23 protein-coding genes are annotated in these 24,889 nt (G+C 69.0%); 20 read left to right on the top strand and 3 right to left on the bottom strand.

The genetic code is table 11. The annotated features are described in order from the left end of the window. Positions 1 to 4 precede the first annotated feature (4 nt). From IM777_RS10445 to IM777_RS10420, 6 genes are read left to right on the top strand one after another with little or no spacing between them, the layout of a single operon-like run. Entirely contained in the window at positions 5 to 1,789 is a 1,785-nt protein-coding gene (locus IM777_RS10445) for a peptidoglycan D,D-transpeptidase FtsI family protein (RefSeq protein ID WP_194383295.1), read from the top strand. Between the two features lie 20 nt (positions 1,790 to 1,809). Continuing rightward, positions 1,810 to 3,222, top strand: a complete 1,413-nt coding sequence (locus IM777_RS10440) for a UDP-N-acetylmuramoyl-tripeptide--D-alanyl-D-alanine ligase (RefSeq protein WP_194383294.1) — start codon at positions 1,810 to 1,812, stop codon at positions 3,220 to 3,222. Continuing rightward, on the top strand, positions 3,219 to 4,331 hold the full coding sequence (gene mraY / locus IM777_RS10435) for a phospho-N-acetylmuramoyl-pentapeptide-transferase (RefSeq protein WP_194383293.1): 1,113 nt from the start codon (positions 3,219 to 3,221) through the stop codon (positions 4,329 to 4,331). The genes IM777_RS10440 and mraY overlap by 4 nt, the downstream gene beginning before the upstream one ends. Then, positions 4,313 to 5,872, top strand: coding sequence for a UDP-N-acetylmuramoyl-L-alanine--D-glutamate ligase (murD, locus tag IM777_RS10430; RefSeq protein ID WP_390178710.1), 1,560 nt, complete (start codon positions 4,313 to 4,315; stop codon positions 5,870 to 5,872). The genes mraY and murD overlap by 19 nt, the downstream gene beginning before the upstream one ends. Continuing rightward, complete coding sequence (ftsW, locus tag IM777_RS10425) at positions 5,835 to 7,073, top strand: putative lipid II flippase FtsW (RefSeq protein ID WP_194383292.1); 1,239 nt, start codon at positions 5,835 to 5,837, stop codon at positions 7,071 to 7,073. The genes murD and ftsW overlap by 38 nt, the downstream gene beginning before the upstream one ends. Then, on the top strand, positions 7,074 to 8,156 hold the full coding sequence (locus IM777_RS10420) for a UDP-N-acetylglucosamine--N-acetylmuramyl-(pentapeptide) pyrophosphoryl-undecaprenol N-acetylglucosamine transferase (RefSeq protein ID WP_194383291.1): 1,083 nt from the start codon (positions 7,074 to 7,076) through the stop codon (positions 8,154 to 8,156). It begins immediately after the preceding gene. Between the two features lie 106 nt (positions 8,157 to 8,262). Here the strand turns inward: IM777_RS10420 and IM777_RS10415 are convergent, their stop codons facing one another. Next, positions 8,263 to 8,619 carry a GntR family transcriptional regulator gene (locus tag IM777_RS10415; protein WP_194383290.1) on the bottom strand — a complete coding sequence of 119 codons (357 nt, stop codon included), beginning with the start codon at positions 8,617 to 8,619 and terminating at the stop codon, positions 8,263 to 8,265. Between the two features lie 105 nt (positions 8,620 to 8,724). On the opposite strand from IM777_RS10415, the gene murC reads away from it, so the two are divergent. The 9 genes from murC (at position 8,725) to IM777_RS10370 (ending at position 16,231) form a co-directional block, all read left to right on the top strand. Continuing rightward, entirely contained in the window at positions 8,725 to 10,140 is a 1,416-nt protein-coding gene (gene murC / locus IM777_RS10410; RefSeq protein WP_194383289.1) for a UDP-N-acetylmuramate--L-alanine ligase, read from the top strand. 6 nt (positions 10,141 to 10,146) lie between these two features. Further along, positions 10,147 to 11,190 carry a cell division protein FtsQ/DivIB gene (locus tag IM777_RS10405; RefSeq protein ID WP_228480755.1) on the top strand — a complete coding sequence of 348 codons (1,044 nt, stop codon included), beginning with the start codon at positions 10,147 to 10,149 and terminating at the stop codon, positions 11,188 to 11,190. Between the two features lie 160 nt (positions 11,191 to 11,350). Beyond that, the gene (gene ftsZ / locus IM777_RS10400) at positions 11,351 to 12,514 is read left to right on the top strand and encodes a cell division protein FtsZ (protein WP_194383288.1); all 1,164 of its coding nucleotides are present in this window, start codon (positions 11,351 to 11,353) and stop codon (positions 12,512 to 12,514) included. A gap of 3 nt (positions 12,515 to 12,517) precedes the next feature. Beyond that, the gene (locus IM777_RS10395) at positions 12,518 to 13,207 is read left to right on the top strand and encodes a YggS family pyridoxal phosphate-dependent enzyme (RefSeq protein WP_194383287.1); all 690 of its coding nucleotides are present in this window, start codon (positions 12,518 to 12,520) and stop codon (positions 13,205 to 13,207) included. Positions 13,208 to 13,258: 51 nt separating this feature from the next. Next, the gene (locus IM777_RS10390) at positions 13,259 to 13,720 is read left to right on the top strand and encodes a cell division protein SepF (protein ID WP_071043665.1); all 462 of its coding nucleotides are present in this window, start codon (positions 13,259 to 13,261) and stop codon (positions 13,718 to 13,720) included. A 3-nt stretch (positions 13,721 to 13,723) separates the two neighbouring features. Beyond that, positions 13,724 to 14,026, top strand: coding sequence for a YggT family protein (locus tag IM777_RS10385; protein ID WP_071043664.1), 303 nt, complete (start codon positions 13,724 to 13,726; stop codon positions 14,024 to 14,026). 114 nt (positions 14,027 to 14,140) lie between these two features. Continuing rightward, entirely contained in the window at positions 14,141 to 14,746 is a 606-nt protein-coding gene (locus IM777_RS10380) for a DivIVA domain-containing protein (protein ID WP_194383286.1), read from the top strand. Beyond that, entirely contained in the window at positions 14,743 to 15,309 is a 567-nt protein-coding gene (gene lspA, locus IM777_RS10375; RefSeq protein WP_194383285.1) for a signal peptidase II, read from the top strand. Before IM777_RS10380 ends, lspA begins: the two co-directional genes overlap by 4 nt. A 1-nt stretch (position 15,310) precedes the next feature. Beyond that, on the top strand, positions 15,311 to 16,231 hold the full coding sequence (locus IM777_RS10370) for an RluA family pseudouridine synthase (protein ID WP_194383284.1): 921 nt from the start codon (positions 15,311 to 15,313) through the stop codon (positions 16,229 to 16,231). Between the two features lie 24 nt (positions 16,232 to 16,255). On the opposite strand, the gene IM777_RS10365 is transcribed toward IM777_RS10370, so the two are convergent. Further along, positions 16,256 to 16,732: an NUDIX domain-containing protein gene (locus IM777_RS10365; RefSeq protein ID WP_194383283.1), complete on the bottom strand. Its 477-nt coding sequence runs from the start codon at positions 16,730 to 16,732 to the stop codon at positions 16,256 to 16,258. Between the two features lie 116 nt (positions 16,733 to 16,848). Between IM777_RS10365 and dnaE the strand changes: the two genes are divergently transcribed. The 5 genes from dnaE to IM777_RS10340 all read left to right on the top strand — a co-directional run bounded on the left by dnaE (position 16,849) and on the right by IM777_RS10340 (position 24,304). Next, a complete protein-coding gene (gene dnaE, locus IM777_RS10360; protein WP_237673331.1) occupies positions 16,849 to 20,319 on the top strand; it encodes a DNA polymerase III subunit alpha in 3,471 nt (1,156 codons plus the stop codon). 94 nt (positions 20,320 to 20,413) lie between these two features. Continuing rightward, complete coding sequence (locus IM777_RS10355; RefSeq protein WP_194383281.1) at positions 20,414 to 21,385, top strand: hypothetical protein; 972 nt, start codon at positions 20,414 to 20,416, stop codon at positions 21,383 to 21,385. Positions 21,386 to 21,408: 23 nt separating this feature from the next. Next, the gene (gene hisD, locus IM777_RS10350) at positions 21,409 to 22,710 is read left to right on the top strand and encodes a histidinol dehydrogenase (protein ID WP_194383280.1); all 1,302 of its coding nucleotides are present in this window, start codon (positions 21,409 to 21,411) and stop codon (positions 22,708 to 22,710) included. Between the two features lie 7 nt (positions 22,711 to 22,717). Continuing rightward, the gene (nrdR, locus tag IM777_RS10345) at positions 22,718 to 23,215 is read left to right on the top strand and encodes a transcriptional regulator NrdR (protein ID WP_071043657.1); all 498 of its coding nucleotides are present in this window, start codon (positions 22,718 to 22,720) and stop codon (positions 23,213 to 23,215) included. A 42-nt stretch (positions 23,216 to 23,257) separates the two neighbouring features. Beyond that, positions 23,258 to 24,304, top strand: coding sequence for a quinone-dependent dihydroorotate dehydrogenase (locus tag IM777_RS10340; protein ID WP_194383279.1), 1,047 nt, complete (start codon positions 23,258 to 23,260; stop codon positions 24,302 to 24,304). On the opposite strand, the gene IM777_RS10335 is transcribed toward IM777_RS10340, so the two are convergent. Continuing rightward, a complete protein-coding gene (locus IM777_RS10335) occupies positions 24,279 to 24,854 on the bottom strand; it encodes a DUF3043 domain-containing protein (RefSeq protein WP_228480754.1) in 576 nt (191 codons plus the stop codon). The genes IM777_RS10340 and IM777_RS10335 overlap by 26 nt on opposite strands. Positions 24,855 to 24,889: the final 35 nt, after the last annotated feature.

Below are 24,889 nucleotides of genomic sequence, written 5' to 3'. Positions count from 1 at the left end.
TCCCATGACGACTCGCGCCACCCGCAGTCCGCGTCGCCGCACCGTCGTCGCCCTCGCCGTCGTGCTGGCGGTGCTCGCCGCCTTCATCGTGCGGCTCGTCGACATCCAGGTCGTGAACGCCGACGATCACATCGAGGACTCGCTGTCGTGGGCATTCGGGGGCTCGCAGGAGCTCTCGGGCACGCGGGGGGCGATCGTCGACGCCGACGGCGAACCGCTCGCCGGAAGCGTGCTCACGTACGACGCACAGCTCGATCCGTCGAACGCGGGCGACATCCGCCGGGCCGATGCCACCGGCGACAGCGAGGTGGTCGCCTGGCCGACCGTCGCCGCGGAGATCGGGGCCATCACGGGACAGAGCGGGGAGGACGTCATGCGCGTCGTCGACGATGCGCTGGCTGAGGATGCGGATTCTCAGTATGCGCAGCTGGCACAGGGCCTCACGACGCAGCAGTATCGGGATCTCGTCTCCCTGGGGGTGCCGTTCCTCTACTTCGAGCCCCGCCCCGACCGCACCTATGTCGACGGTGCGGTCGCCGGCAGCCTCATCGGATACGTGGGCAGCGACGGCGTGCCGCTGGCCGGTCTGGAACTGAGCCAGAACTCGTGCCTCGAGGCGTCCGACGGCACGCTCAGCTATCAGAAGGGCAAAGACGGTGTGATCATCCCCGGAACTTCCGTCGAGGAGCCGGCGGTCGACGGGGGCACCCTCCAGCTCACGATCGACCGCGATCTGCAGTGGTACATGCAGCAGCTCATCGCCGAGCAGGCCGACGACATGGGCGCGCAGTACGGCAGCATCCTCGTGGTCGAGGCCGAGACCGGCAAGATCCGCGCCGCGGCGGAGTATCCGGGCGTGGACCCGAACGATGTCGAGTCGGCCGATGTGGATGCCCGCTACAGCCAGCTGTTCACGGCTCAGCGCGAACCCGGATCGACCTTCAAGGCGCTCACCGCGGCGACCCTTCTCGACACCGGCGCGCAGACCCCGTATTCGACCGTCGACGCCGCCAGCTTCGAGACCTTTCCGAACGGGGCGCGGGTGCGGGATGCCTTCGTGCATCCGTCGTACACGTACACGCTGACCGGAGCCCTCATCGACTCGTCCAACGTCGCGGTGTCGAAGTTCAGCGAGCGAGTGTCCGCTCAGACGCGATACGACTACCTCACGGACTTCGGCATCGGCGGGGGTGTCGATGTCGGCTACCCCTCCACGGCGTCGGGATACATCCGACCGGTCGACGAGTGGGACAATCAGACCCTCTACAACACCTCGTTCGGTCAGGGACTCCTGACGACGGTGCCCGAACTCGCACAGGCGTACACCGCCATCACGAACGACGGTGTCCGGGTGCCGCTCTCACTCGTCGAGTCGTGCACGACGGCGGATGGGACCGTCATCGAGCCCGAGCTCCCCGATCCCGTGCGCGTCGTGAGCGAGGACACCGCAGACGAGGTGAGCACGATGCTGGAGAACGTGTTCCTGCAGAGCGAGTACGCCGAAGACGTGGCCATTCCGGGATATCGCGTCGCGGGCAAGACCGGAACCGCCGAGAAGACAGACGGAGAGGGCGGCTACAAGGTCGGCGTGTACTTCACGACGATGATCGGATTCGCCCCGGCCGACGACCCGAAGTACATCGTCGTCGTCAACCTCGACGAGCCGACGAAGGTAACATCGTCTTCGGCCAACGTACCGGCTTTCCAGAAGGCGATGACCCAGGTGCTGAAGAACTACCGGGTGATGCCGTCGACCTCGACGCCGGAGGAACTCCCCAAGTTCGGGTGAGTGCGACGGCCGGAGAACACATGATCGCCCTCACCCTCGCACAGCTCGCCCGGATCGTCTCGGGCCGCCCCGTCCTCGTCGGCTCCGACACCCTTGGGACCGTCGTCTCCGGCGCCGTCGACACCGACTCCCGCAACATCGGACCGGGCGACGTCTTCGTCGCCAAGCCCGGCGAGGCCACCGACGGACACCTGTTCGTCGGTGGAGCCGCCGACGCGGGTGCGGCTCTCGCTCTCGTGGAGCGGCACATCGATGCGCCGATCTCGCAGGTCGTGGTCGACGACGTCGTCGACGCCATCGCCGCGCTCGCCCGGCACGTCGTCGGGGTCGTCCGCGCACGCGGTGACCTCCGCATCGCCGGGATCACCGGCTCCAACGGCAAGACGACGACCAAGAACCTGCTCGCGCGCATACTTCAGGACGAGGGCGACACGGTGGCCCCTCGCGCATCCTTCAACAACGAGGTCGGTGCGCCGCTGACCATGCTGCGCGTCGACGACGACACCCGCTTCCTCGTGAGCGAGTTCGGCGCGAGCGCGCCGGGGGAGATCGCCCGCCTCGCCGGCCTGGTCGAGCCCGACCTCGGCGTGGTGCTCATGGTGGGCATGGCCCATGCGGGCGGCTTCGGCGGGATCGAGGCGACCTTCCACGCGAAATCCGAGCTGGTCCGTGCGCTCCGCCCGGGAGGGGTCGCGGTCTTGAACGCCGACGATCCGCGGGTGTCGGCGATGGCGCCCATCGCCGAGGAGATCGGTGCGTCGGTGCGCTGGTTCGGCCGCGGGGAACGGGCGGAGGTCCGTGCGGTCGACGTGGAGGTGACGGCGACGGGCACCGTCGCCGCGATCGTCGTCGACGGCGAGGCGCGCACCCTGCGGCTGCGCGTGCTCGGCGAGCACCACGTGATGAACGCGCTCGCGGCTCTCGCCGCCGCCACCTCCTTCGGCGTCGACCTCGATGCCGCGATCGCCCGGCTGGAAGCCGTCGAATTGGCCGAGCGCTGGCGCATGCAGCCGCTCGGCGGCGACCGCGTGCGGATCATCAACGACGCCTACAACGCGAGCCCCGACTCCATGGCCGCCGCGCTGCGCACCCTGGCGCAGATCACTGCGCGCGATGAGCGCATGGTCGCCGTCCTCGGCGCCATGAGCGAGCTCGGCGAGTACGCGGGGGAGGAGCACGACCGAGTGGGGCTGCTCGCCGTTCGCCTGGGCGTGCAGCGGATCGTCGTCGTCGGCGACGACGCCCGGCGTCTGTTCCTCTCGGCGGTCGGCGAGGGTTCCTGGGACGGCGAGGCGGTGTTCTTCTCGACCGCGGACGAGGCGTACGACTACCTCGTCACGGAGCTGCGGGACGGCGACCGCGTGCTCGTGAAGTCGTCGAACTCCGCGGGACTGCGCCACCTCGGCGACCGGCTCGGCGAGGCGTTCTCATGAGGTCGCTCCTGACGGCAGCGGCGATCTCGCTGGCCTTCACGCTCTTCCTCACGCCGGTCTTCCTGCGCCTGTTCCGGGCGTGGGGGTGGGGTCAGGTCATCCGGACCCCTGAGACCGGCAACAACCCCCGCCACGGCGCGAAGCGCGGCACGCCGACCATGGGCGGCACGATCTTCATCGTCGGCACCATCGTCGGATACTTCATCGGCGCCTACGTCGGCAACAATCCGCCGACCATCTCGGGACTCATGGTGCTGTGGCTCATGGTCGGGTTCGGCGTGGTCGGCTTCATCGACGACTACCTGAAGGTGCGCAGTCAGCGCAGCCTCGGGCTGTCGGGCTGGCGCAAGGTGATCGGACAGGTCATCGTCGTGGTGCCGTTCGCCGTCGTCGGGCTCAGCTTCCCGAATCTCGCGGGGACGACGCCCGCCTCGCCGTACGTCTCGGTCTTCCGCGACGTGCCCATCCTGTACTTCTTCGCGCTCGCGCCGATCATCGGATGGCTCATCTACCTCGCGTGGATCATGCTGATCGGCGTCGCGGCATCGAACTCCGTGAACGTGACGGACGGACTGGACGGACTCGCCGCCGGAGCGGGGATTTTCGTCGTGGGCGCCTACAGTCTCATCGCCTTCTGGCAGTTCAACCAGGCGTGTGCGGGGGGCAAGGTCCTCCAGCCCGACGTGCAGGCGGGGTGCTACGAGGTGCGCGACCCGTTCGACCTCGCCATCGTGTCGGCCGCCTTCGTCGGGGCACTCGTCGGCTTCCTCTGGTGGAACGCGCCCAAGGCGAACGTCTTCATGGGCGATGTCGGGTCGATGGCGATCGGGGGCGTCATCGCCGCGATGGCGATCCTCACCCGCACCGAGCTGCTGATGGTGCTCGTCGCCGGCGTCTACGTCATCGCATCCGGTTCCGTCATCCTGCAGCGCCTGTACTTCAAGCTCACCCGGGGCAGGCGCCTGTTCCTCATGAGTCCCCTGCACCACCACCTCGAGATGCGGGGATGGTCGGAGGTCACGATCGTGGTGCGCATGTGGATCATCGCGGGCCTCCTGGCCGTCTCGGGTGTCGGACTCTTCTACGTGGAATGGCTCACGCGCACATGACCGACGACGCCCGCCTGTCCTCCCTCACCAGCTGGTATGCCGACTGGAAGGGGGTGAAGGTCGCCGTGCTCGGCCTCTCGGTCACCGGATTCTCGGTCGCCGACACGCTCGCGGAACTGGGCGCGGACGTGCTCGTCGTCACCGAGAGCGCTTCGCAGGAATACGCTCGGCTGCTTCCCGTGATCGGCGTGCGCGCGTGGACGGGCTCGCTGGATACCGTCCCCGGCGACCTCGTCGACTTCGCACCGGAGGTCGTGATCGCCTCGCCCGGGTTCGCCCCGCACCACCCTGTCATCTCCTGGGCGCAGGAGACCGGCATCCCGTTGTGGGGCGACGTCGAGCTCGCGTGGCGCGTGCGCGACAAGGTGACGCGCGCGGACGGATCGCCCGCGGACTGGGTGCTGGTCACCGGCACCAACGGCAAGACGACGACGACGCGGATGGCGGCGACGATGCTCGTCGCCGCGGGCCTGCGCGCCGCTCCCGTCGGCAACATCGGCACGCCGGTGCTCGACGCGGTGCGCGACCCCGCGGGCTTCGACGTCCTCGTCGTCGAGCTCTCGAGTCACCAGCTGTGGTATCTCGGGCTCCAGAGGGGTCCCCAGCCCGTCTCGCCGGCCGCCAGCGTGTGCCTGAACCTCGCCGATGACCACCTCGAATGGCATGGGTCGTTCGAGGCCTACCGCGATGCCAAGGCCCATGTCTACGACCACACGCGCATCGCGTGCGTCTACAACAAGTCCGACGAGGCCACGCGACGCATGGTGGAGGACGCCGAGGTGGTCGAGGGGGCCCGAGCGATCGGATTCGACCTCGGCGTGCCGGGCCCGAGCGACATGGGCGTCGTCGACGGCATCGTCGTCGACCGTGCCTTCCTCGATGACCGTCGCACCAGCGCGCTGGAGCTCACGACGCTCGCCGATCTCGATGCCCGAGGGCTCGGCGCTCCCCACGTCGTATCGAACATCCTGGCGGCGGCCGCTCTGGCGCGCGCGGTCGGTGCGCCGCCGGCGGCGGTCCGCGACGCGCTCACCGCGTTCACGCTCGATCCGCACCGCATCGAGGTCGTCGCCGCAGAGGCCGGGATCACCTGGGTCGACGACTCCAAGGCGACGAACCCCCACGCGGCCGCGTCGTCTCTGGCGGCGTATCCGGGTGCGGTCTGGGTCGTCGGGGGTCAGCTCAAAGGTGTCGACATCACGGGCCTCGTCGCCGAGCGTGGGCCGGCGGTGAAGGCGGCGATCCTCATCGGAGCCGACCGCGCGGACCTGGTGGCGGCATTCGAACGACACGCCCCCGCGGTGCCGGTGTTCGAGGTCGCCTCCGATGACACTGAAGAGGTCATGGCACGGGTCGTCGAACTGGCGGCGGGCGTCGCCGCCGACGGAGACGTGGTCCTCCTCGCTCCGGCAGCGGCATCCTTCGATCAGTTCTCCTCCTACGCCGATCGCGGCCGGCGTTTCGCCGACGCGGTGAAGGATCGTCTTGCGAGGGGGAGTCAGGGTGACCACGACGCACAGCCCGTCCCCGGCGACATCTGACGACGGCGGCTCGAGAGGTGGCCTGACCGCGCGCGTCTCGCTCGGCCGCGTGTTCGCTCCGGTGCCGAGTGAATTCCTCCTCATCGCCTCGACGGCGCTGATCCTCACCGGCTTCGGGCTCGTCATGATCCTCTCCGCGACATCGGCGACCTCCACCGCATCGGGCGTCGCGCCGTGGGATGCGGCGATGAAGCAGGCGGTCTTCGCCGTCCTCGGCATCCCGCTCATGTTCATCGCGAGCCGTCTTCCCATCGCCTTCTGGAAGCGCATCGCGTGGCCCGCGCTGATCGGGGCCACCGTCTTCCAGCTGCTCGTGTTCACCCCCCTCGGCGTCGAGAACGACGGAAACCGGAACTGGATCGTCATCGGCGGCATTCAGGCGCAGCCGTCCGAGTTCCTGAAGCTCGCCCTCGCGCTCTGGCTCGGGTTCGTCCTCTTCCGCAAGCGCACGCTGCTGGGGCTGTGGCGTCACGTCTTCATCCCCGTGGTCCCGGTCGCCGGCGCGGTGATCGCGACGGTGCTCGCCGGACGTGACCTCGGCACGGCCATGATCCTCGTTCTGATCGTGCTGTCGGCACTGTTCTTCTCGGGCGTGAAGCTGCGCATCTTCATCCTGCCGCTGATCATCGCCGTCGGCTCGGTCGCGGCGCTGGCGGTCACCAGCCCGAACCGCATGGCGCGCATCATGAGCTTCCTCGATGCCAACTGCGATTACTTCGACGAGTGCTATCAGCCGATGCACGGCATCTTCGGGCTGGCGCAGGGAGGTGTCTTCGGTCTCGGGCTCGGGAACTCCAAGGAGAAGTACAACTGGCTTCCCGCCGCCGCCAACGACTACATCTTCGCCATCGTCGGAGAGGAGCTCGGCCTCATCGGCTGTGTCGTGGTGCTCGCGCTCTTCGCCCTCTACGCCGTCGGCGCCTTCCATGTGATCCGCAAGACCGACGATCCCTTCGTCCGCATCGTTGCCGGCTCCGTCACGGTGTGGATCGTCGGCCAGGCGCTCATCAACATCGGGGTGGTGCTGCGCGTCTTCCCGGTGCTCGGGGTGCCGCTGCCCTTCATGTCACAGGGAGGCACCTCTCTCCTGTCGCTCCTGGTGGCGACCGGTGTGCTGCTGGCGTGTGCGCGTTCCCTGCCGACGCGCACCCCATCGGTCGGCGCTCCGCCGAATCCCGGTCGACGTGCGAGGATCGGGTGAGTGACCACCTACCTCCTCGCCGGCGGCGGCACCGCCGGGCATGTCAATCCGCTCCTCGCGGTCGCCGACGGGCTCCGCGACCGCGATCCCGAGGCTGAGGTGCTCGTCCTCGGCACGAGGGAGGGCCTCGAAGCGCGGCTGGTGCCGGAACGGGGCTATGAGCTGCTCTTCGTCGACAAGGTGCCCTTCCCTCGTCGGCCGAACCGGAATGCCGCGGCCTTCCCGACGCGATTCCGGCGCGCCATCTCGCAGGTGAGGCGTCACCTGGAGGATCGCGGCGTCGACGTCGTCGTGGGGTTCGGCGGGTATGCCTCCGCGCCCGCCTACGTTGCCGCATCCCGTGCCCGCGTGCCGTTCGTCGTGCACGAGGCCAACGCCAAGCCGGGTCTGGCGAACATCCTCGGCGCCCGCCGCGCCGCCGGCGTGGGCGTGGCCTTCGACGGCACGCCGCTGAAGCGCTCGTCCGTCGTGGGCATGCCGCTTCGCCGCGAGATCGTCGACCTCGACCGAGACGCGCGGCGCGCGCAGGCCGCTGAGCTGTTCGACCTCGACGAGGATCGCCCGGTGCTGCTCGTCTTCGGCGGATCGCTCGGCGCCCAGCGGCTGAACGAGGCGTTCGGCGACGGGCACGGCGCCGCGTGGCGCGATGTGCTCGACGCCGGTTGGCAGCTGCTGCACGTGACGGGGGAGCGGTCGACCCTGTCGGATCCGGGGGTACCCGGCTACACCGTGCGTCGGTACGTCGACAGGATGGACCTCGCCTTCGCTCTCGCCGACGTCATCGTCTCGCGCGCCGGCGCGGCCACGGTGTCGGAGGTCAGCGCCCTGGGCATCCCGGCCGTCTACGTGCCGTACGCCGTCGGAAACGGCGAGCAGGCCCTCAACGCCTCGTCCGCGGTGCGCGCCGGAGCGGCGCGCCTCATCGCCGACGCGGAGTTCACGCCGGGCGCCGTGCGCGACGAGGTGCTGCCCCTGCTGGCCGACGCCGAGCGGCGGCAGGAGATGGTTCGCGCGTCGGCCCGCGTCGGAACCCGGTCGGGGACCGAGAACGTGATCGCGATGATCGATCGCGCCCTGGCGTGACGCGGCGCTGACTCCGCCACGCGTGCAGAGGAGATCCCGGTCAAGGAGGACGGATGCGGTGCCCGGCTTCCTCTCGGGGCGCGATGTCCTCTCGAAGCGCGCGCGATCAGCGCCGGAGGGCGTCCGCGACGAGGGCGAGGGCCTCGTCGGCGTCCATCCGGACCATGTGCACCTGCTCGGCGAAGTCGGCAGCCGCCGCCTCGATCCGTCGACGCGCGGGATCGGTCGACATCGCGACGAAGGTGCCGGCACGGCCACGCGTCTCGATGACCCCCGCCGCCTCGAGCTCCCGATACGCGCGCGCCACCGTGCCCGGTGCGACGCCGAGCTGCTGCGCGAGCGCGCGCACCGGCGACAGGCGCGAGCCGGGCGTGAGCGAGCCGTCTCGCACGGCATCGACGATCTGCGTGCGGAGCTGCTCGAACGGGGGGACGGCGAGGGAGGCGTCGACGGTGAGTCTCATCGGCGCTCATCATGGTCGTCGCGATCGCAACGTGTCAACACGAACAGCCCACTCCCAGCGCGCCGGGAGGGTGGGTCACCCTGCCCGGCCTAGGATTGTCGGGTCATGATCAGACCCGACCTCTCCCTGCCGATCCCCGAGCGGATCGAGGCTGCGCACTTCATCGGCATCGGCGGCTCGGGCATGTCGGGCCTTGCCCGCATGTTCCTGCAGCGCGGCATCCGCGTGTCCGGTTCGGACCGTGCCGACAGCGCCGCCCTGCGCGAGCTGGCGGAGCTCGGCGCGACCGTGCACGTGGGGCACGACGCCGCGAATCTCGCGGACGACGTCGACACGGTCGTCCACACCGGCGCGATCTGGGCGGAGAACCCCGAGTTCCTCCTCGCGAAAGAGCGCGGTCTGCACGTGATCCACCGCTCGCAGGCGCTGTACTGGCTCATCGGCGGCCGTCGGCTGGTGTCGGTTGCGGGGGCGCACGGCAAGACCACCTCGACCGGCATGATCGTCACCGCCCTGCGCGACCTGGGCGATGACCCGACGTTCGTCAACGGAGGGGTCATCGCGCAGCTCGGAGCCTCGAGTGGCATGGGTGCCGACGACCTGGTGGTCATCGAGGCCGACGAGTCCGACGGCACCTTCCTGCTCTACGAGACCTCGATCGCCCTCATCACCAACATCGACGCGGACCATCTCGACCACTACGGCACCGCGGACGCCTTCGACGACGCGTTCGCCCGGTTCGCCGACGCCGCGCGCGAAGCCGTCGTCATCTCGGCCGACGACCGCGGCGCGCGTCGCGTGCGGGAGCGGATGACGCATGAGAACGTCGTCACGTTCGGGGTGAGCGACGACGCCGACGTGCGTCTCGTGGACCTTCGAACCGACGGCCCCGTCTCCTTCGCCGTCGAACACGCCGGCGAACGCGTGGATGTTCGTCTGCCCATCCCGGGTGCCCACAACGCGCTCAACGCCACCGGAGCCATGGCGGTGCTGCTGTCGCTGGGGTGGCGGCTGGACAGCGCCGCACGTGCCGTCGGGGGATTCACCGGCACGGTGCGCAGATTCGAGCTCCACGGCGTCGAGAGGGGGGTCAGCGTGTTCGACGACTACGCGCACCACCCGACCGAGGTCGCGGCCGCCCTGGCCGCAGCCCGCACCGTGATCGGCGAGGGCCGGATCATCGCCCTGCATCAGCCGCACACGTACTCGCGCACGCAGGCGATGTTCCGGGAGTTCGCCGAGGTGCTCGAGTCGCACGCAGACCACACGGTCGTCCTCGACGTCTACGGAGCCCGCGAGGATCCCGTCCCGGGCGTGACCGGCGAGCTCGTCGCCGATGCCTTCGAGCAGTCGGACCGCGTGGCGTTCGTCCGGGATTGGCAGGATGCGGCGGACTACACCGCGTCGGTCGCGCGGGCCGGCGATTACATCATCACCCTCGGCTGCGGGAACGTGTACCTGATCATCCCGCAGGTTCTCGAGGCCCTGGCGGGCACGACGGACGCTCCGGCGGGGAAGTAGCAGGCGGTGCGCCGGCCCTCTCCGCTCCCGCCGCCGCAGCGCTCGAACGACGCCGTCGATGTGCGCGCAGCGCGCGCCGAGGCGGCACGCGGCGACCACTCGCCCGGTGACGAGGGCCTCGACGACCTCGACGACGCTGTGCGCGTCGCCGACGAAGCCGATGACGACGGACCCGCCGGAATCGCACCCGTCGTCGGCCTCGATCGCGCGCGGGGCGGGAGCGCGTCGCGGAATGCGCGTGCCGCGTCCGGGGTGACGGGAGACGCCGGAGCCGACGACACCGATGCGACGGGATGGCGTGCCGTCTGGCGAGCCGCTCGCGCGCGTCGGCGGGCGCTCCGGGCAGAGATGCGTCGCTTCACCGTTCGTCAACGACGACGGCGAGCGGCATGGCTCTGGTCGGCCGGGGCGGTGGTCGCCCTCGTGGTGGTGACCCTCGGTGCGGCGTATTCCCCGCTGTTCGCCGTGGAGCGCATCCGCGTCGTCGGTGCGGACACCCTCGACGCCGCGAGCGTCGAGGAAGCGCTGTCTGGTCAGCTCGGCACGCCGCTGCCCCTCGTCGACGAGAGCGCCGTCAAAGCCACGCTCGTGACGTTCCCGCTCGTGGAGACCTACACGCTCGAAGCGCGACCTCCCCACGACCTCGTCGTGCGCATCGTCGAGCGCACGCCGGTGGGCGTGATCGACGGCCCCGCGGGCTTCACGCTGGTCGATGCCGCGGGCGTCGCGCTGTCGACCACACCCGAGGCGCCGGAAGGCGAGCCGGTGCTGGAAGTGGTCGGCGGCACCGGGTCTGCGGCATTCGAGGCGGTCGGGCAGGTCGTCCGAAGCCTCCCGGAGGCGATCCGCGCGCAGGTGACCGCCGTATCGGCCTCCTCGGCCGATGACGTCACCCTCACGCTGGGCGGCACGGACACCGACATCGTGTGGGGCAATGCCGACGACTCGGCCCTCAAGGCCCTGGTGCTCGAGCGCCAGATGGCGGCGACGCCTCCCGAGGACGTCTCCTCGTACGACGTGTCATCGCCCGATGTCGTCGTCGTGGGATGACGCGCCCGACGACGCAGAACGACGTTTGCGCGACACGCCGACGCCCTCCGGATCTTGGGGTCGTGGACGCATACCTTCGATCTCAGGAATTGCATACCGGGCAATTCTTTAAGCCTCTAGTAGAGGTTGAAACTTGGGTTCGGACGAGACGGAGGCCCGCATGAGCCAGAACCAGAACTACCTTGCGGTGATCAAGGTCGTCGGCGTCGGCGGCGGCGGCGTCAACGCGGTCAACCGCATGATCGAACTCGGCCTTCGCGGCGTCGAGTTCATCGCCGTGAACACCGACGCCCAGGCGCTGCTGATGAGCGACGCCGACGTCAAGCTCGACGTCGGGCGTGAGCTCACCCGCGGGCTCGGCGCCGGAGCCGACCCCGAGGTGGGTCGACGCGCGGCCGAAGACCACGCCGAGGAGATCGAAGAGGCCCTGCGGGGCGCAGACATGGTCTTCGTCACGGCGGGAGAGGGCGGTGGCACCGGCACGGGGGGAGCGCCCGTCGTCGCCAAGATCGCGAAGTCCATCGGCGCACTCACCATCGGTGTCGTGACCAAGCCCTTCTCCTTCGAGGGGCGCCGGCGACAGAGCCAGGCCGAGTCGGGCGTGGCGAAGCTGAAGGAAGAGGTCGACACCCTCATCGTGGTGCCGAACGACCGGCTCCTGGAGATCAGCGATCGCGGCATCTCGATGATGGAGGCGTTCGCCACCGCCGATCAGGTGCTTCTGGCCGGTGTGCAGGGCATCACCGACCTCATCACCACGCCGGGCCTCATCAACCTCGACTTCGCCGACGTCAAGTCGGTCATGCAGGGTGCGGGCTCCGCCCTTATGGGAATCGGCTCCGCTCGGGGCGCCGACCGCGCCATCAAGGCGGCCGAGCTCGCGGTGGAGTCGCCTCTGCTCGAAGCCTCGATCGAGGGTGCGCACGGCGTGCTGCTGTCGATCCAGGGCGGATCGAACCTGGGCATCTTCGAGATCAACGATGCGGCTCAGCTCGTCAAGGAGGCCGCGCACCCCGAGGCCAACATCATCTTCGGAACGGTCATCGACGACACGCTCGGCGACGAGGTGCGGGTGACGGTGATCGCGGCGGGGTTCGACGGCGGGGAGCCTTCTCTCCGTCTCGACCCGGTGGGCACGGCGCGCGTGACCACGACCACCGCGCCGGTGCTTCCCGCGACGCCGGCTGATGAAGCGGCCAAGGAGCGCGACGAGGAGCCCGCGCCGGCGGAGAAGGTCTCGGTGGCGGCACCGGCTCTGCCGGAGTCGTCCTACGACTCCGCGTTCAACGACGACGACCTCGACATCCCCGACTTCCTGAAGTAGTCGGTGGCCGAAGAAGGTCTTGCGCAGCGACTTGCGCACCTCGACGCCCGTGTCGCGGAAGCGGCGCGGGCGGTCGGTCGTTCCCCCGCGGAACTCACGCGCATCGTGGTGACGAAGTTCCATCCCGCGAGCCTCGTGACAGAGCTCTACGGGCTTGGGGTGCGGGATGTGGGGGAGAACCGCCAGCAGGAGTTCAGCGCCAAAGCCGGGGAGATCGGCCCTTTGGACGGTCTTCGCTGGCACTTCATCGGACAGGCGCAGACCAAGAAGGCCCGGGCGATCCGGGCCGCTGCCTCCGTCGTGCACTCGGTCGACCGCGAGAAGCTCGCGGATGCCCTGGATCGTGCCGGCGAGGGGCTGCCGCCGCTCGATGTGCTGGTCCAGGTGAATCTCACCGACGATCCGGGTCGCGGCGGCGTCGCCCCGGGCGACCTGGAGCGTCTCGCCGAGCACGTCGCCGGATGCGAGACGCTCGCGCTGCGCGGCGTCATGGCCGTCGCGCCCCTCGACGTGGAGCCGGCATCGGCATTCGCGACGCTCGCCGGATATGCCGAACGCGTGCGCAGCGTCGTGCCCACGGCGACATGGATGTCGGCGGGGATGACCGCCGACTTCGCCGAGGCGATCGCCGCGGGTGCGACACACCTGCGGATCGGCTCGGCAATCACGGGTCCCAGGCCCGACCACGGTTAACCTCGGAAACAGGATGAGCGATCCTCGCCGACAGGCGAACAGGGAGGAACGATGTCGAACGTGCTGAAGAAGTCCATGGTGTATCTCGGACTCGCGGACGAAGAAGAGGTCTACGACGAGACCGAGTCGCAGCCCGCGCGCAAGGCGCAGGCGCCGGAGAAGACCACGGCGCCGGTGACGCCGATCCACCGCCCCGCCGTCGTGCGCCAGCCGGTCGCCACCCAGGTCAGTGAGATCCTGACGGTGCACCCTAAGCAGTACCGCGACGCGCAGGTCATCGCCGAGAGCTTCCGCGACGGCGTGCCCGTGATCATCAACCTGTCGCAGATGAGCGACGCCGACGCGCGACGTCTCATCGACTTCGCCAGCGGCCTCTCCCTCGGCCTGTACGGGCGCATCGAGCGGGTGACCAGCAAGGTCTTCCTGCTGTCGCCCGAGAACGTCTCGGTATCGGGCGAGGGCGCTGTCGCCCAGGCCGATCCCGATGCGGTGCCGTTCGCACAGACCTCCTAGGTCGTGGGCGTCATCCAGGTCATCGCAGGGGTCCTGAATTTCCTGCTGCTGATCTACGTGTTCGTTCTCCTCGGGCGTCTCGTGCTCGAGTGGATCCCGGTGTTCAATCGCGAGTGGCGACCGCGCGGTTTCGGCCTCGTGCTCGCCGAAGTGGTCTACACGGTCACCGATCCGCCCATCCGGCTGTTCCGTCGCTTCATCCCTCCGCTGCGCGTCGGCGCGGTGGCCATCGACTTCGGCTTCGCCCTCACGATGCTGCTGTGTTTCATCCTGCTCTCGGTGACCCGCACCATCGCCGCGGGGTGAGTCCCTTCGACACCCCCGGAACCCCGGACTATGCTTTTCTGAAAGCGACCCCGTCGGCATCCGCCTTCGGGCCCCACATCGGCAAGCGATACGCGCTCGAAAGAGGTACCACCCATGGCATTGACCCCCGATGACGTCGTCACCAAGCAGTTCCAGCACGTCCGGTTCAAAGAAGGATTCGACCCGGACGAGGTGGACGACTTCCTCGACGAGATCGTCGTGGAGTGGCGCAAGGCCCTCGCCGAGAACGAGGAGCTGAAGGCGAAGCTCGCCGCGTACGAGTCGGGCGAGCAGGCTCCGGCCGCCGCCGAGGCCCCGGCCGCCGAGGAGGCGGAGGCCCCCGCCGCCGCTCCCGTCGCCGAGGCTCCCGCGGCTGCTGCCGGTGGAGCCGCCGGTGCCCAGAGCGCCGGCATCATCGAACTCGCTCAGCGTCTCCACGACGAGCACGTCGCCGAGGGCCAGGCTCAGCGCGACCAGCTCATCGCAGACGCGCAGTCGCGTGCGGCGACGATCGTGGCCGAGGCCGAGGCGAAGGGCCGCGACGAGATGGCGCGCCTCGAGCGCGAGCGCACCACCTTGGAGGGTCGCATCACCGAGTTGCGCAACTTCGAGCGCGACTACCGCGCTCAGCTGCGCAGCTACATCGAAGGCAAGCTGCGCGATCTCGAGACCACGTCGACGTCGTCGGGCTCGACCCCGGTGTCGGCGATCGGCCTTTGAGAGGCAGAGCCCCTCTTCACACGGCGGCGGCCGGTATCCTCGTCGCGACCCTCGCGGCGTCGGTGCTGGCCGCTGACCAGTTGTCGAAGTACCTCGCGATCGAGAACCTGCCGCTTCGCGAAGCCGTTCCGGTCTGGGGCGAGTTCCTGCAGTGGTATCTCGTCTACAACCCGGGTGCGGCCTTCTCGCTCGGCGAGGAGTACACCTGGATCTTCACCATCGCGCTCGGTGCCGTCGCCGTCGCGATTCCGGTGATCGTCGTCCGGTCGGTGCGTTCGCGCGTCTGGGCCGTCACGCTCGGACTCCTGCTCGGCGGGGTGCTCGGGAACCTGTTCGACCGGCTGTTCCGGGAGCCGGGCTTCGGTGTGGGTCACGTCGTCGACTTCATCCTCACGCCGTGGATGTGGTTCTGGATGAACCCGGCGATCTACAACGTCGCCGACATGTTCATCGTCACGATGATGGTCGTCGTGGCCGTGCTCATCCTTCGCGGTGTGCGCCTCGACGGAACGCGCGAGCATCGCGAGACGCCCGCCGAACCCGATGAGCAGGTGAAGGACTGACGTGCCGTCGCGCATGATCCCCGTCCCGGACGGGCTCGAGGGCGCGCGCGTGGATGCCGCGCTGGCGAAGATGCTCGGCTTCTCCCGCACCTTCGCGGCGGAAGTGGCCGAATCGGGCGGTGTCGCGTCGGGTGGTCGGTCGCTCGGCAAGTCCGATCGCCTCGAATCCGGCATGTGGCTCGACGTCACGTGGCAGGACAAGCGGGAGCCGGAGGTCGTGCCGGTCGCCGTCCCCGACCTCGGTATCGTCTTCGAGGACGACGACATCGTGGTCGTCGACAAGCCATCGGGGGTCGCCGCGCATCCGTCCGTCGGGTGGGAGGGCCCGACGGTGCTCGGAGCGCTTGCAGCCGGAGGGTTCCGGATCGCGACGAGCGGAGCGCCCGAACGGCAGGGCGTTGTGCATCGGCTGGATGTGGGCACGAGCGGCCTCATGGTCGTGGCGAAGACGGAGACCGCGTACTCGGCCCTGAAGCGGGCCTTCAAGGAGCGTGAGGTCGAGAAGATCTATCACGCGGTCGTCCAGGGGCATCCCGATCCCCTCACCGGCACGATCGACGCCCCGATCGGGCGGCATCCGTCCCATTCGTGGAAGTTCGCCGTGACCCCCGCCGGCAAGGATTCGGTGACCCACTACGAGACGGTGGAGGCGTTCCGCGGCGCTTCGCTGCTCGAGATCCGACTCGAGACCGGCCGCACCCACCAGATCCGGGTGCACATGGCCGCTCATCGGCATCCGTGCGTCGGCGATCCCCTCTACGGCGCTGACCCCAGCATGTCGGAGCGGCTCGGTCTCATCCGCCAGTGGCTGCACGCCCGCCGGCTCGGCTTCGATCACCCGGTCTCGGGGAGCCGGGTGACCTTCACATCCGCCTACCCCGACGATCTCTCGCACGCCCTCGAGGTGCTTCGGGCGGACTGACCCGAGGCGAAGGATGCCGACGCGTCAGCGACCGCCTTCGAAGACGGTGGGGCCGTCTGCGAGCGCCGCGGCGATCCGCGCGCGCATGTCGTCGTCGATGTCCGATGCGTCGAGGTCCGCGAGCGGATACCAGTCGACCTCGGTCATCTCGCCGTCGGCCGGATAGGGCTCGCCGGAAATCCACGAGCAGCGGAAGGTCAGATCGAGGTAGTCGGTCTGGTCGCCGTTCGCGTAGGTGATGCGCGGGATCTGGTGCACCCACGACAGACGGTCCACCCGGATGCGCACGGCGGCCTCCTCGGCGGCCTCGCGGACAGCGGCATCGGCCGGCTCCTCCCCGGGATCGACGATGCCCGTGATGGGCGTGAGTGCGCCGTTGTCGGAGCGGCGGCCGAGCAGCACGTGGTCGTCGCGCACGATGACGGCGGTCACTCCGGACAGGAAGAGCGGACGGGTGCCGATGAAACGACGCAGGTCGAGGATGAAGTCGGGTGTGGGCACCGCTCCACGCTAGCCGACGCTCCGGAGGTGCTCTGCGCGGTGTCCGGAGCCCGACCTAGACTCGTCGGGTGGCATCCGACTCCTTCGTTCACCTGCACGTACACAGCGAATACTCGATGCTCGACGGCGCCGCCCGCATCGACGCGATGGTGCAGGAGGCGGCCCGCCTCGAGATGCCCGCGATCGCCGTGACCGACCACGGCAACACCTTCGCGGCGTTCGAGTTCTACAAGGCGGCCAAGAACGTCGGCATCAAGCCGATCGTCGGCATCGAGGCGTATGTCACCCCCGGAACGCACCGCTCCGACAAGGCGCGCGTGCGGTGGGGATCGCCCGAGCAGTCGAGCGACGATGTGTCGGGTGCCGGTGCCTATACGCACATGACGCTGCTGTCGGAGTCCACGGAGGGGATGCACAATCTCTTCCGGCTGTCCTCGCTCGCGAGCATGGAGGGCTACTACTTCAAGCCCCGCATGGACCGCGAGATCCTGCAGAAGTACGCCAAGGGCCTCATCGCGACGACGGGGTGCCCGTCGGGGGAGATCCAGACGCGGCTGCGGCTCGGACAGTACGACGCCGCCCGCGCTGCGGCCGCCGAGTTCCAGGACATCTTCGGCAAGGAGAACTACTTCGCCGAGATCATGGATCACGGCCTGTCGATCGAGCGCCGGGTCCTGGAGGATCTCACGAAGATCGCTCGAGACCTCGACATCCCGCTCCTGGCCACGAACGATTCCCACTACACGCATCAGCACGACGCCACGAGCCATGCGGCGCTGCTGTGCGTGCAGTCCGGTTCCACCCTCGACGACCCGAAGCGGTTCAAGTTCGACGGCGACGGCTACTACATCAAGTCGCCCGCCGAGATGCGGCAGATCTTCCGCGACAATCCATCGGCCTGCGACAACACGCTGCTGATCGCGGAGCGCTGCGACGTCGAGTTCAACACGAGTGCGAACTACATGCCGCGCTTCCCCGTTCCCGACGGGGAGACCGAGGATTCGTGGTTCGTCAAGGAGATCGAGAAGGGGCTGCACGAGCGCTATCCCGGCGGTGTTCCCGACGAGGTGCGCAAGCAGGCGGAGTACGAGACCGGGGTCATCACCCAGATGGGCTTCCCCGGCTACTTCCTGGTCGTCGCCGACTTCATCAACTGGGCGAAGGACAACGGCATCCGCGTCGGTCCCGGTCGCGGTTCGGGTGCCGGGTCGATGGTCGCGTACGCCATGAAGATCACCGATCTCGACCCCCTCAAGCACGGTCTGATCTTCGAGCGCTTCCTCAATCCCGATCGTGTCTCGATGCCCGACTTCGACGTCGATTTCGACGACCGTCGCCGGGGCGAGGTCATCCAGTACGTGACGGAGAAGTACGGCGACGAGCGCGTGGCGCAGATCGTCACGTACGGCACCATCAAGGCCAAGCAGGCGCTCAAGGACGCCGGCCGTGTGCTGGGGTTCCCGTTCAGCATGGGGGACCGGCTCACCAAGGCCATGCCGCCGGCGGTCATGGGCAAGGACATGCCCCTGAACGGCATGTTCGACAAGGAGCATCCGCGCTTCAAGGAGGCGGGGGAGTTCCGCACCCTCATCGAGACCGACCCCGAGGCGAAGACCGTCTTCGACACCGCGGTCGGGCTGGAGAACCTGAAGCGCCAGTGGGGTGTGCACGCCGCGGGCGTGATCATGTCGAGCGAGCCGCTGCTGGACATCATCCCGATCATGCGCCGGGAGCAGGACGGTCAGATCGTCACGCAGTTCGACTACCCCGCGTGCGAATCCCTCGGCCTCATCAAGATGGACTTCCTGGGGCTGCGCAACCTCACCATCATCAACGACGCGCTCGACAACATCGAGATGAACCGGGGCACGCCGCTCGTTCTCGAGGATCTCGATCTCGAAGACCAGGCGTCGTACGAACTGCTGACCCGCGGTGACACGCTCGGGGTCTTCCAGCTCGATGGCGGACCGATGCGCTCCTTGCTGCGTCTGATGAAGCCCGACAACTTCGAAGACATCTCGGCCGTGCTCGCGCTCTACCGCCCGGGTCCCATGGGCGTGAACTCGCATATCAATTACGCGCTGCGCAAGAACGGGCAGCAGGAGATCGAGCCGATCCATCCCGAGCTCGCCGAGCCGCTCGCCGACATCCTCGACACGACCTACGGCCTGATCGTCTACCAGGAGCAGGTGATGGCCGTCGCCCAACGGGTCGCCGGATACACGCTCGGGCAGGCCGACCTGCTGCGACGCGCGATGGGCAAGAAGAAGAAGTCGGAACTCGACAAGCAGAAGGAGATCTTCTTCGGCGGCATGACCGAGCGCGGGTTCTCCGACGAAGCGCAGGGAACGCTGTGGCGGGTTCTGGAATCCTTCGCGGACTACGCGTTCAATAAGGCTCACACCGCCGCATACGGGCTCGTGTCGTACTGGACCGCCTATCTCAAAGCCCACTACCCGGCTGAATACATGGCGGCGCTCCTCACGAGCGTCGGCGATTCGCGAGACAAGCTCGCGATGTACCTCAACGAGTGCCGCCGCATGGGCATCAAGGTGCTCCCACCAGACGTGGGCGAGTCGATCCGCTTCTTCGCCGCCGTCGGCGAAGACATCCGTTTCGGGCTCGAGGCGGTCAGGAACGTCGGTGCGAACGTCGTCGAGGCGATCGTGCAGACGCGCCAGAGCGGACCGTTCCTCTCCTTCCACGACTTCCTGAACCGCGTTCCGGCACAGGTGGCGAACAAGCGCACGGTGGAATCGCTCATCAAGGCCGGCGCCTTCGACGAGCTGGGACACACCCGCCGGGCGCTCGTGGAGATCCACGAGGATGCCGTGGAGCAGGCCGTGCTCGACAAGCGCCGCGAGGCACACGGCGAAGTGGGGTTCGATTTCGACAGCCTGTGGGGCGACGACGAGCCGCAGCAGGTCGCGAAGGTCCCCGAGCGTCCCGAGTGGACGAAGAAGGACAAGCTGGCCTTCGAACGCGACATGCTCGGCCTGTACGTGTCCGACCATCCTCTCGCCGGGCTCGAGATCCCTCTCGCCAAGCATGCGTCGATCTCCATCCACGACCTGCTCGCGTCGGAGGAGCTGCAGGACGGCGACCAGGTGACGGTGGCGGGGCTTCTCACGAGCGTGCAGCATCGCGTCGCGAAGTCCAGCGGCAATCCCTATGGAATGGTCACCGTCGAAGACTTCAACGGTGAGGTGACGGTCATGTTCATGGGCAAGACCTACACGGAGTTCCAGACGATGCTCCAGGCCGACTCGATCCTCGTCGTGCGCGGGCGCGTGTCTCGCCGCGACGACGGACTCAACCTTCACGCGCAGGCGGCCTTCGCACCCGATCTCGGCTCGTTCGACGCGTCCGGGCCGCTGGTGCTGGCCGTCCCAGAGCAGCGGGCGACCGAGCGCCTGGTGGCGGACCTGGCCGATGTGCTTCGTCGGCACTCGGGCGACACGGAGGTGACACTGCGCCTGCACAAGGGCGGCACCGCGAAGGTGTTCGAGGTTCCGATGCCGGTGTCGGTGTCTGCGGATCTCTACGGAGATCTGAAGGGGCTGCTCGGACCCAACTGCCTGGGCTGAATCGGCTCGGCGGCGGCGTCGATCTCATGTGCGTCTCATTCGACGCGGGTAGGATCGGACGGCGCGCGAGCACTCCGCGCAAGGAAGGACGATTGTGACCGACGAGCAGTACGACGACACGACCGAGGTCCCCGAGCGGACGACCCCCGCGGGGGAGAGCACCGTCGGCGAGGAGGCCGCGGGACCGTATGGCGTCGGTCCCTTCAGCATCCGCGAAGTCGCGCTCGGAGGCGTGTGGCTGGTCGCCTTCGTCGTCTCGTTCTTCTCGGTGACCGTCGCGCGATTCGACTCGGTCTGGACGTCGGGGCTGCTGTGGATCATCACGATCGGCCTCCCGACGGCCGCGGTGTTCCTCCTGGCGCTCCGCCGGCTCTCGCCGCAGGGCATCCGCCGCGTCGGTTCGCTCGGAATCGATCAGTTCGCGTCGGTCGTGTTCTCCTTCGCCGCTCTTCTGTGGCTGCAGATGGTGTGGGAGACCGTCGCCGTGGCGATCGACAGCGGTCTGTGGCTGCGCTCGTGGGTGGTCTGGGTCGAACTGGTGCTCATGCTCGCCGGTGTCGTCCTGACCGTCTTCGCCCCCCTCATCCCCGTCTTCGCCGCGGACTTCCACGACCGCCCCGAAGTTCCCGCTCACCGGAACGCCCGTCCTGTCCGCGCGGTGGTGCCGCGTCCCGCCCGTCCGTCCGCTCCCGCTCCGGCTGCGGCTCCTGCGGCGGACGACACCGCGCCGGGGGCGGGGTGGACCGGTGCGGCAGAGGATGACGCGCCGTCCGATCGCGACGATGACGACCTCGACGTCTTCACTCCTCGCCAGACGCGCGACACCTTCGAGGCGGTCGAGCCGGGAGAGACCGTCGAGAGCGAACGCTCGGTTCGCCAGCAGGCCTTCTGGGCGCTCGTCCCCGAGGAACGCGACGTTCTCGATGAGACGGGGGCACCGCTGTTCCGCATCGGCCCGACCGCCTGGGCACTCGTGATCGAGGATCGCGGGGAGGTCTTCGTGGTGCGCGACGAAGACGGGCGCGTTGGCTACCTCCACGAGGTCGACGGCGTCACACGCGGCTGACCGCGGGCGGTTAGCCTAGAGGGATGCTCCGCACCATCGATCTGCGCGGTCGTGCGCTCACGCCCGCCGAGCTGCTCGCCGCCGTGCCGCGCGCGGGCGTGGCCAGGGCGGATGCGCTGTCCGCCGCCGCTGCCATCGTCTCCGACGTGGCCGAGCGCGGCGAGACGGCGCTCCGCGAGCAGGCGGCGCGCTTCGATCGGGTCGAGGGGCATGCGCTCCGTGTGCCGGAGGAACACTTCGTCGAGGCGCTCGATCGTCTCGACCCCGGAGTGCGGCGTGCTCTCGAAGAGGCGATCGCTCGTGTGCGTCACGCGTCGCGAGCACAGGTCCCGCCCGCGGTGACGACGGAGATCGCCCGCGGGGCTGTCATCGAGCAGCGCTGGCGTCCCGTCGCCCGCGCCGGGGTCTACGTTCCCGGCGGCAAGGCGGTCTACCCCTCCTCGGTCGTCATGAACGTCGTGCCGGCACAGGTTGCCGGTGTGGCGCGCATCGCCCTCGCTTCGCCGCCGCAGGCGGAGCATGGCGGGCGCGTGCACCCCGACATCCTGGCGGCCGCACGCCTGCTCGGAATCGACGAGGTCTACGCGGTCGGCGGGGCGGGAGCGATCGGCGCCTTCGCCTACGGCGTGTCCGAGATCGGCCTCGAGCCCGTCGACGTCGTCACCGGGCCGGGCAACAACTTCGTGGCCTCCGCCAAGCGTGTCGTCGCGGGAGTCGTCGGCGTCGACTCCGAGGCCGGAGCGACGGAGATCCTCATCGTCGCCGACGCTTCGGCGGATCCGCGATTCGTGGCGGTCGACCTCATCAGCCAGGCCGAGCACGACGAGCAGGCCTCCGCGGTGCTCGTCACGCCGTCCGCGGAACTCGCCGAAGCCGTGACGCGCGAGGTCGAGGCCCGCGTCTCCGGCACCCGCAACGCCGCGCGAGCCATCGAGGCCCTGCGCGGCGTCCAGTCCGCCATCATCCTCGTGGATGACCTCGACACCGCCATCGCCTTCAGCAACGCCTATGCGCCCGAGCATCTCGAGGTGCTGCTCGAGGACGCCCAGGTGGAGCGCTTCGTGAACGCCGGCGCCGTCTTCGTCGGCGACTCGTCGCCGGTCAGCCTCGGCGATTACCTCGCCGGCAGCAATCACGTGCTTCCCACCGGCGGCCAGTCTCGGTACACGTCGGGATTGTCCGCGTCGACGTTCCTTCGCCCTCAGCAGGTCATCCGGTACGACCGAGACGCGCTGCACGCGGTTGCCGAGGGGATCCTCGCCCTCGCGAAAGCCGAGGCGCTTCCCGCGCACGGCGAGGCGGTCACCGCGCGGTTCGAGGGATAGGGGAGCGATGCACTGTCCGTTCTGCCGCAATCCCGACTCGCGCGTCATCGATTCGCGCACGAGTGACGACGGTCTGAGCATCCGTCGCCGCAGACAGTGCCCGCAGTGCGGAGGTCGGTTCTCGACGATCGAGACCGCGAGTCTCAACGTCATCAAGCGGTCCGGCGTGATCGAGCCCTTCAGCCGCGAGAAGGTCATGAGCGGCGTGCGGAAGGCGTGCCAGGGCAGGCCCGTCACCGAGAGCGACCTCGCGGTTCTGGCGCAGACGGTCGAGGAGGCCATCCGCCAGACCGGATCCTCGCAGATCGACACCAACGAGATCGGACTGGCGATTCTGCGCCCTCTCCGGGACCTCGACGAAGTGGCCTTCCTGCGATTCGCGAGCGTGTACCAGGCGTTCGATTCCCTCGAGGACTTCGAAGCGGCCATCGAGCAGCTTCGCGTCGACCACGCCGATCGTCACGGGCGGTCCTCGCTCGATGAGACCGCGGAGACGTCGGTCTGAACGCGTCATCGGTGCGCGGGCGCGACCGATAGCCTGAAGGGGATGTACCCCTTCCTCTTCCGGACCGTCCTCACGCGCACGGACCCCGAGACGGCCCATCACGCCGCGATGATCGTCATCCGCGCGCTCGGCCTGCCGGGCGTGCGCGAGCTCACGCGCCGCTTCGCCGCGCCGTCGCCGGTTCTGCGCACGCGGGCTCTCGGCCTCGACTTCGAGTCGCCCTTCGGCGTGGCGGCAGGCTTCGACAAGAACGTCACGGGTGCGGCGGGCCTTCACTCCCTCGGCTTCGGTCACGTCGAGGTGGGAACCGTCACCGCCATCCCGCAGCCGGGCAATCCCCGCCCTCGACTGTTCCGACTGGTTCCCGACCGCGCCGTCGTGAACCGCATGGGGTTCAACAACCAGGGTGCCGAGGTGGCGGCTCTGCGGCTGCTGCGACTGCGTCGTCGGCGTTCGCGCCCGGTGCTCGGCGCCAACATCGGCAAGAGCCGCGTCGTCGATGTCGCGGCGGCCGCGGACGACTATCTGCGAAGCGCGCGGCTCCTCGCGCCGATCGCCGACTACCTCGTGGTCAACGTGTCATCGCCGAACACGCCCGGACTTCGCGGCCTTCAGGCCGTCGAGACCCTGCGCCCGCTGCTGACGTCGGTCCGCGACGCGAGCGGCGAAACGCCGCTGCTGGTCAAGATCGCGCCAGACCTCCCCGACGAGGAGGTGACGGCCATCGCCCTGCTCGCGCGGGATCTCGGTCTGGCCGGCATCATCGCCACGAACACCACCATCTCCCGAGACGACCTCCGCACCGAACCGGCGGTCGTCGCCGCGGCGGGGGACGGCGGGCTGTCCGGCGCTCCGCTGCGCCGCCGCTCGCTCGAGGTGCTGCGACGGGTGCGCGCTGCCGTGCCCGACAGCGACTTCTGCGTGATCTCCGTCGGGGGAGTGGAGACGGGCGACGACGTGCAGGAGCGGCTGGATGCCGGCGCCACGCTCGTGCAGGGCTACACGGCGTTCCTGTACCGAGGGCCGCTGTGGGCGCGCCAGATCAATCGGCGCCTGGTCGAACTCAGGCGGGGTACTGCCCGCGGGTGACCTGCGGCTTGGGCAGGCGCAGGAAGCGCATCTGCACGATGCGCATGGCGCCGTACCAGCCGAGGCCCTTCTCGAGGCGGTCCTCGCCGAACTTGGCCCGGGCGGCGCCCTTCACGCGGATCGAGGTGTAGATCATGTCGCCGACGACGAAGATGATGAATCCCCACAGCGCCAGGAGAGCGTAGTACTGCACCTCGACGACCGGCATGAGCGTGGCGACGATCACGAGGATCATCGCCGGCATGACGAACTCAGCGAGGTGCCAGCCCGCGTCGACGAAGTCGCGGACGAACCTGCGCTGCGGACCCTTGTCGCGCTGCGGCAGGTACTTCTCCTCGCCGGCGGCCATTCCCTGCCGGGCCTTCTCGCGCTTGGCGGCCAGCTCGGCGCGCTGGCGCGCCTTGGCCTCTTTGGTGTCGGGCACGAGGGGGCGCTTCCGGGCGGCCTCCCGCTCTGCACGAGAGGGGGTGGGACGACCCTTGCCGGCGACCGACGTCTCTGTCTCGGTCGACTCGTCCTTGGGCGCCGGGGCGGCGGGGGTGTTGGGCACGATGAATCCTCGGATCGCGGTGACTGCTGCACTTA

Source organism: Microbacterium luteum, from assembly GCF_015277875.1.
Lineage (GTDB): Bacteria > Actinomycetota > Actinomycetes > Actinomycetales > Microbacteriaceae > Microbacterium > Microbacterium luteum.
The sequence above is the reverse complement of the archived record's forward strand: the minus strand, read 5'-3'. Positions and strand labels throughout refer to the sequence as shown.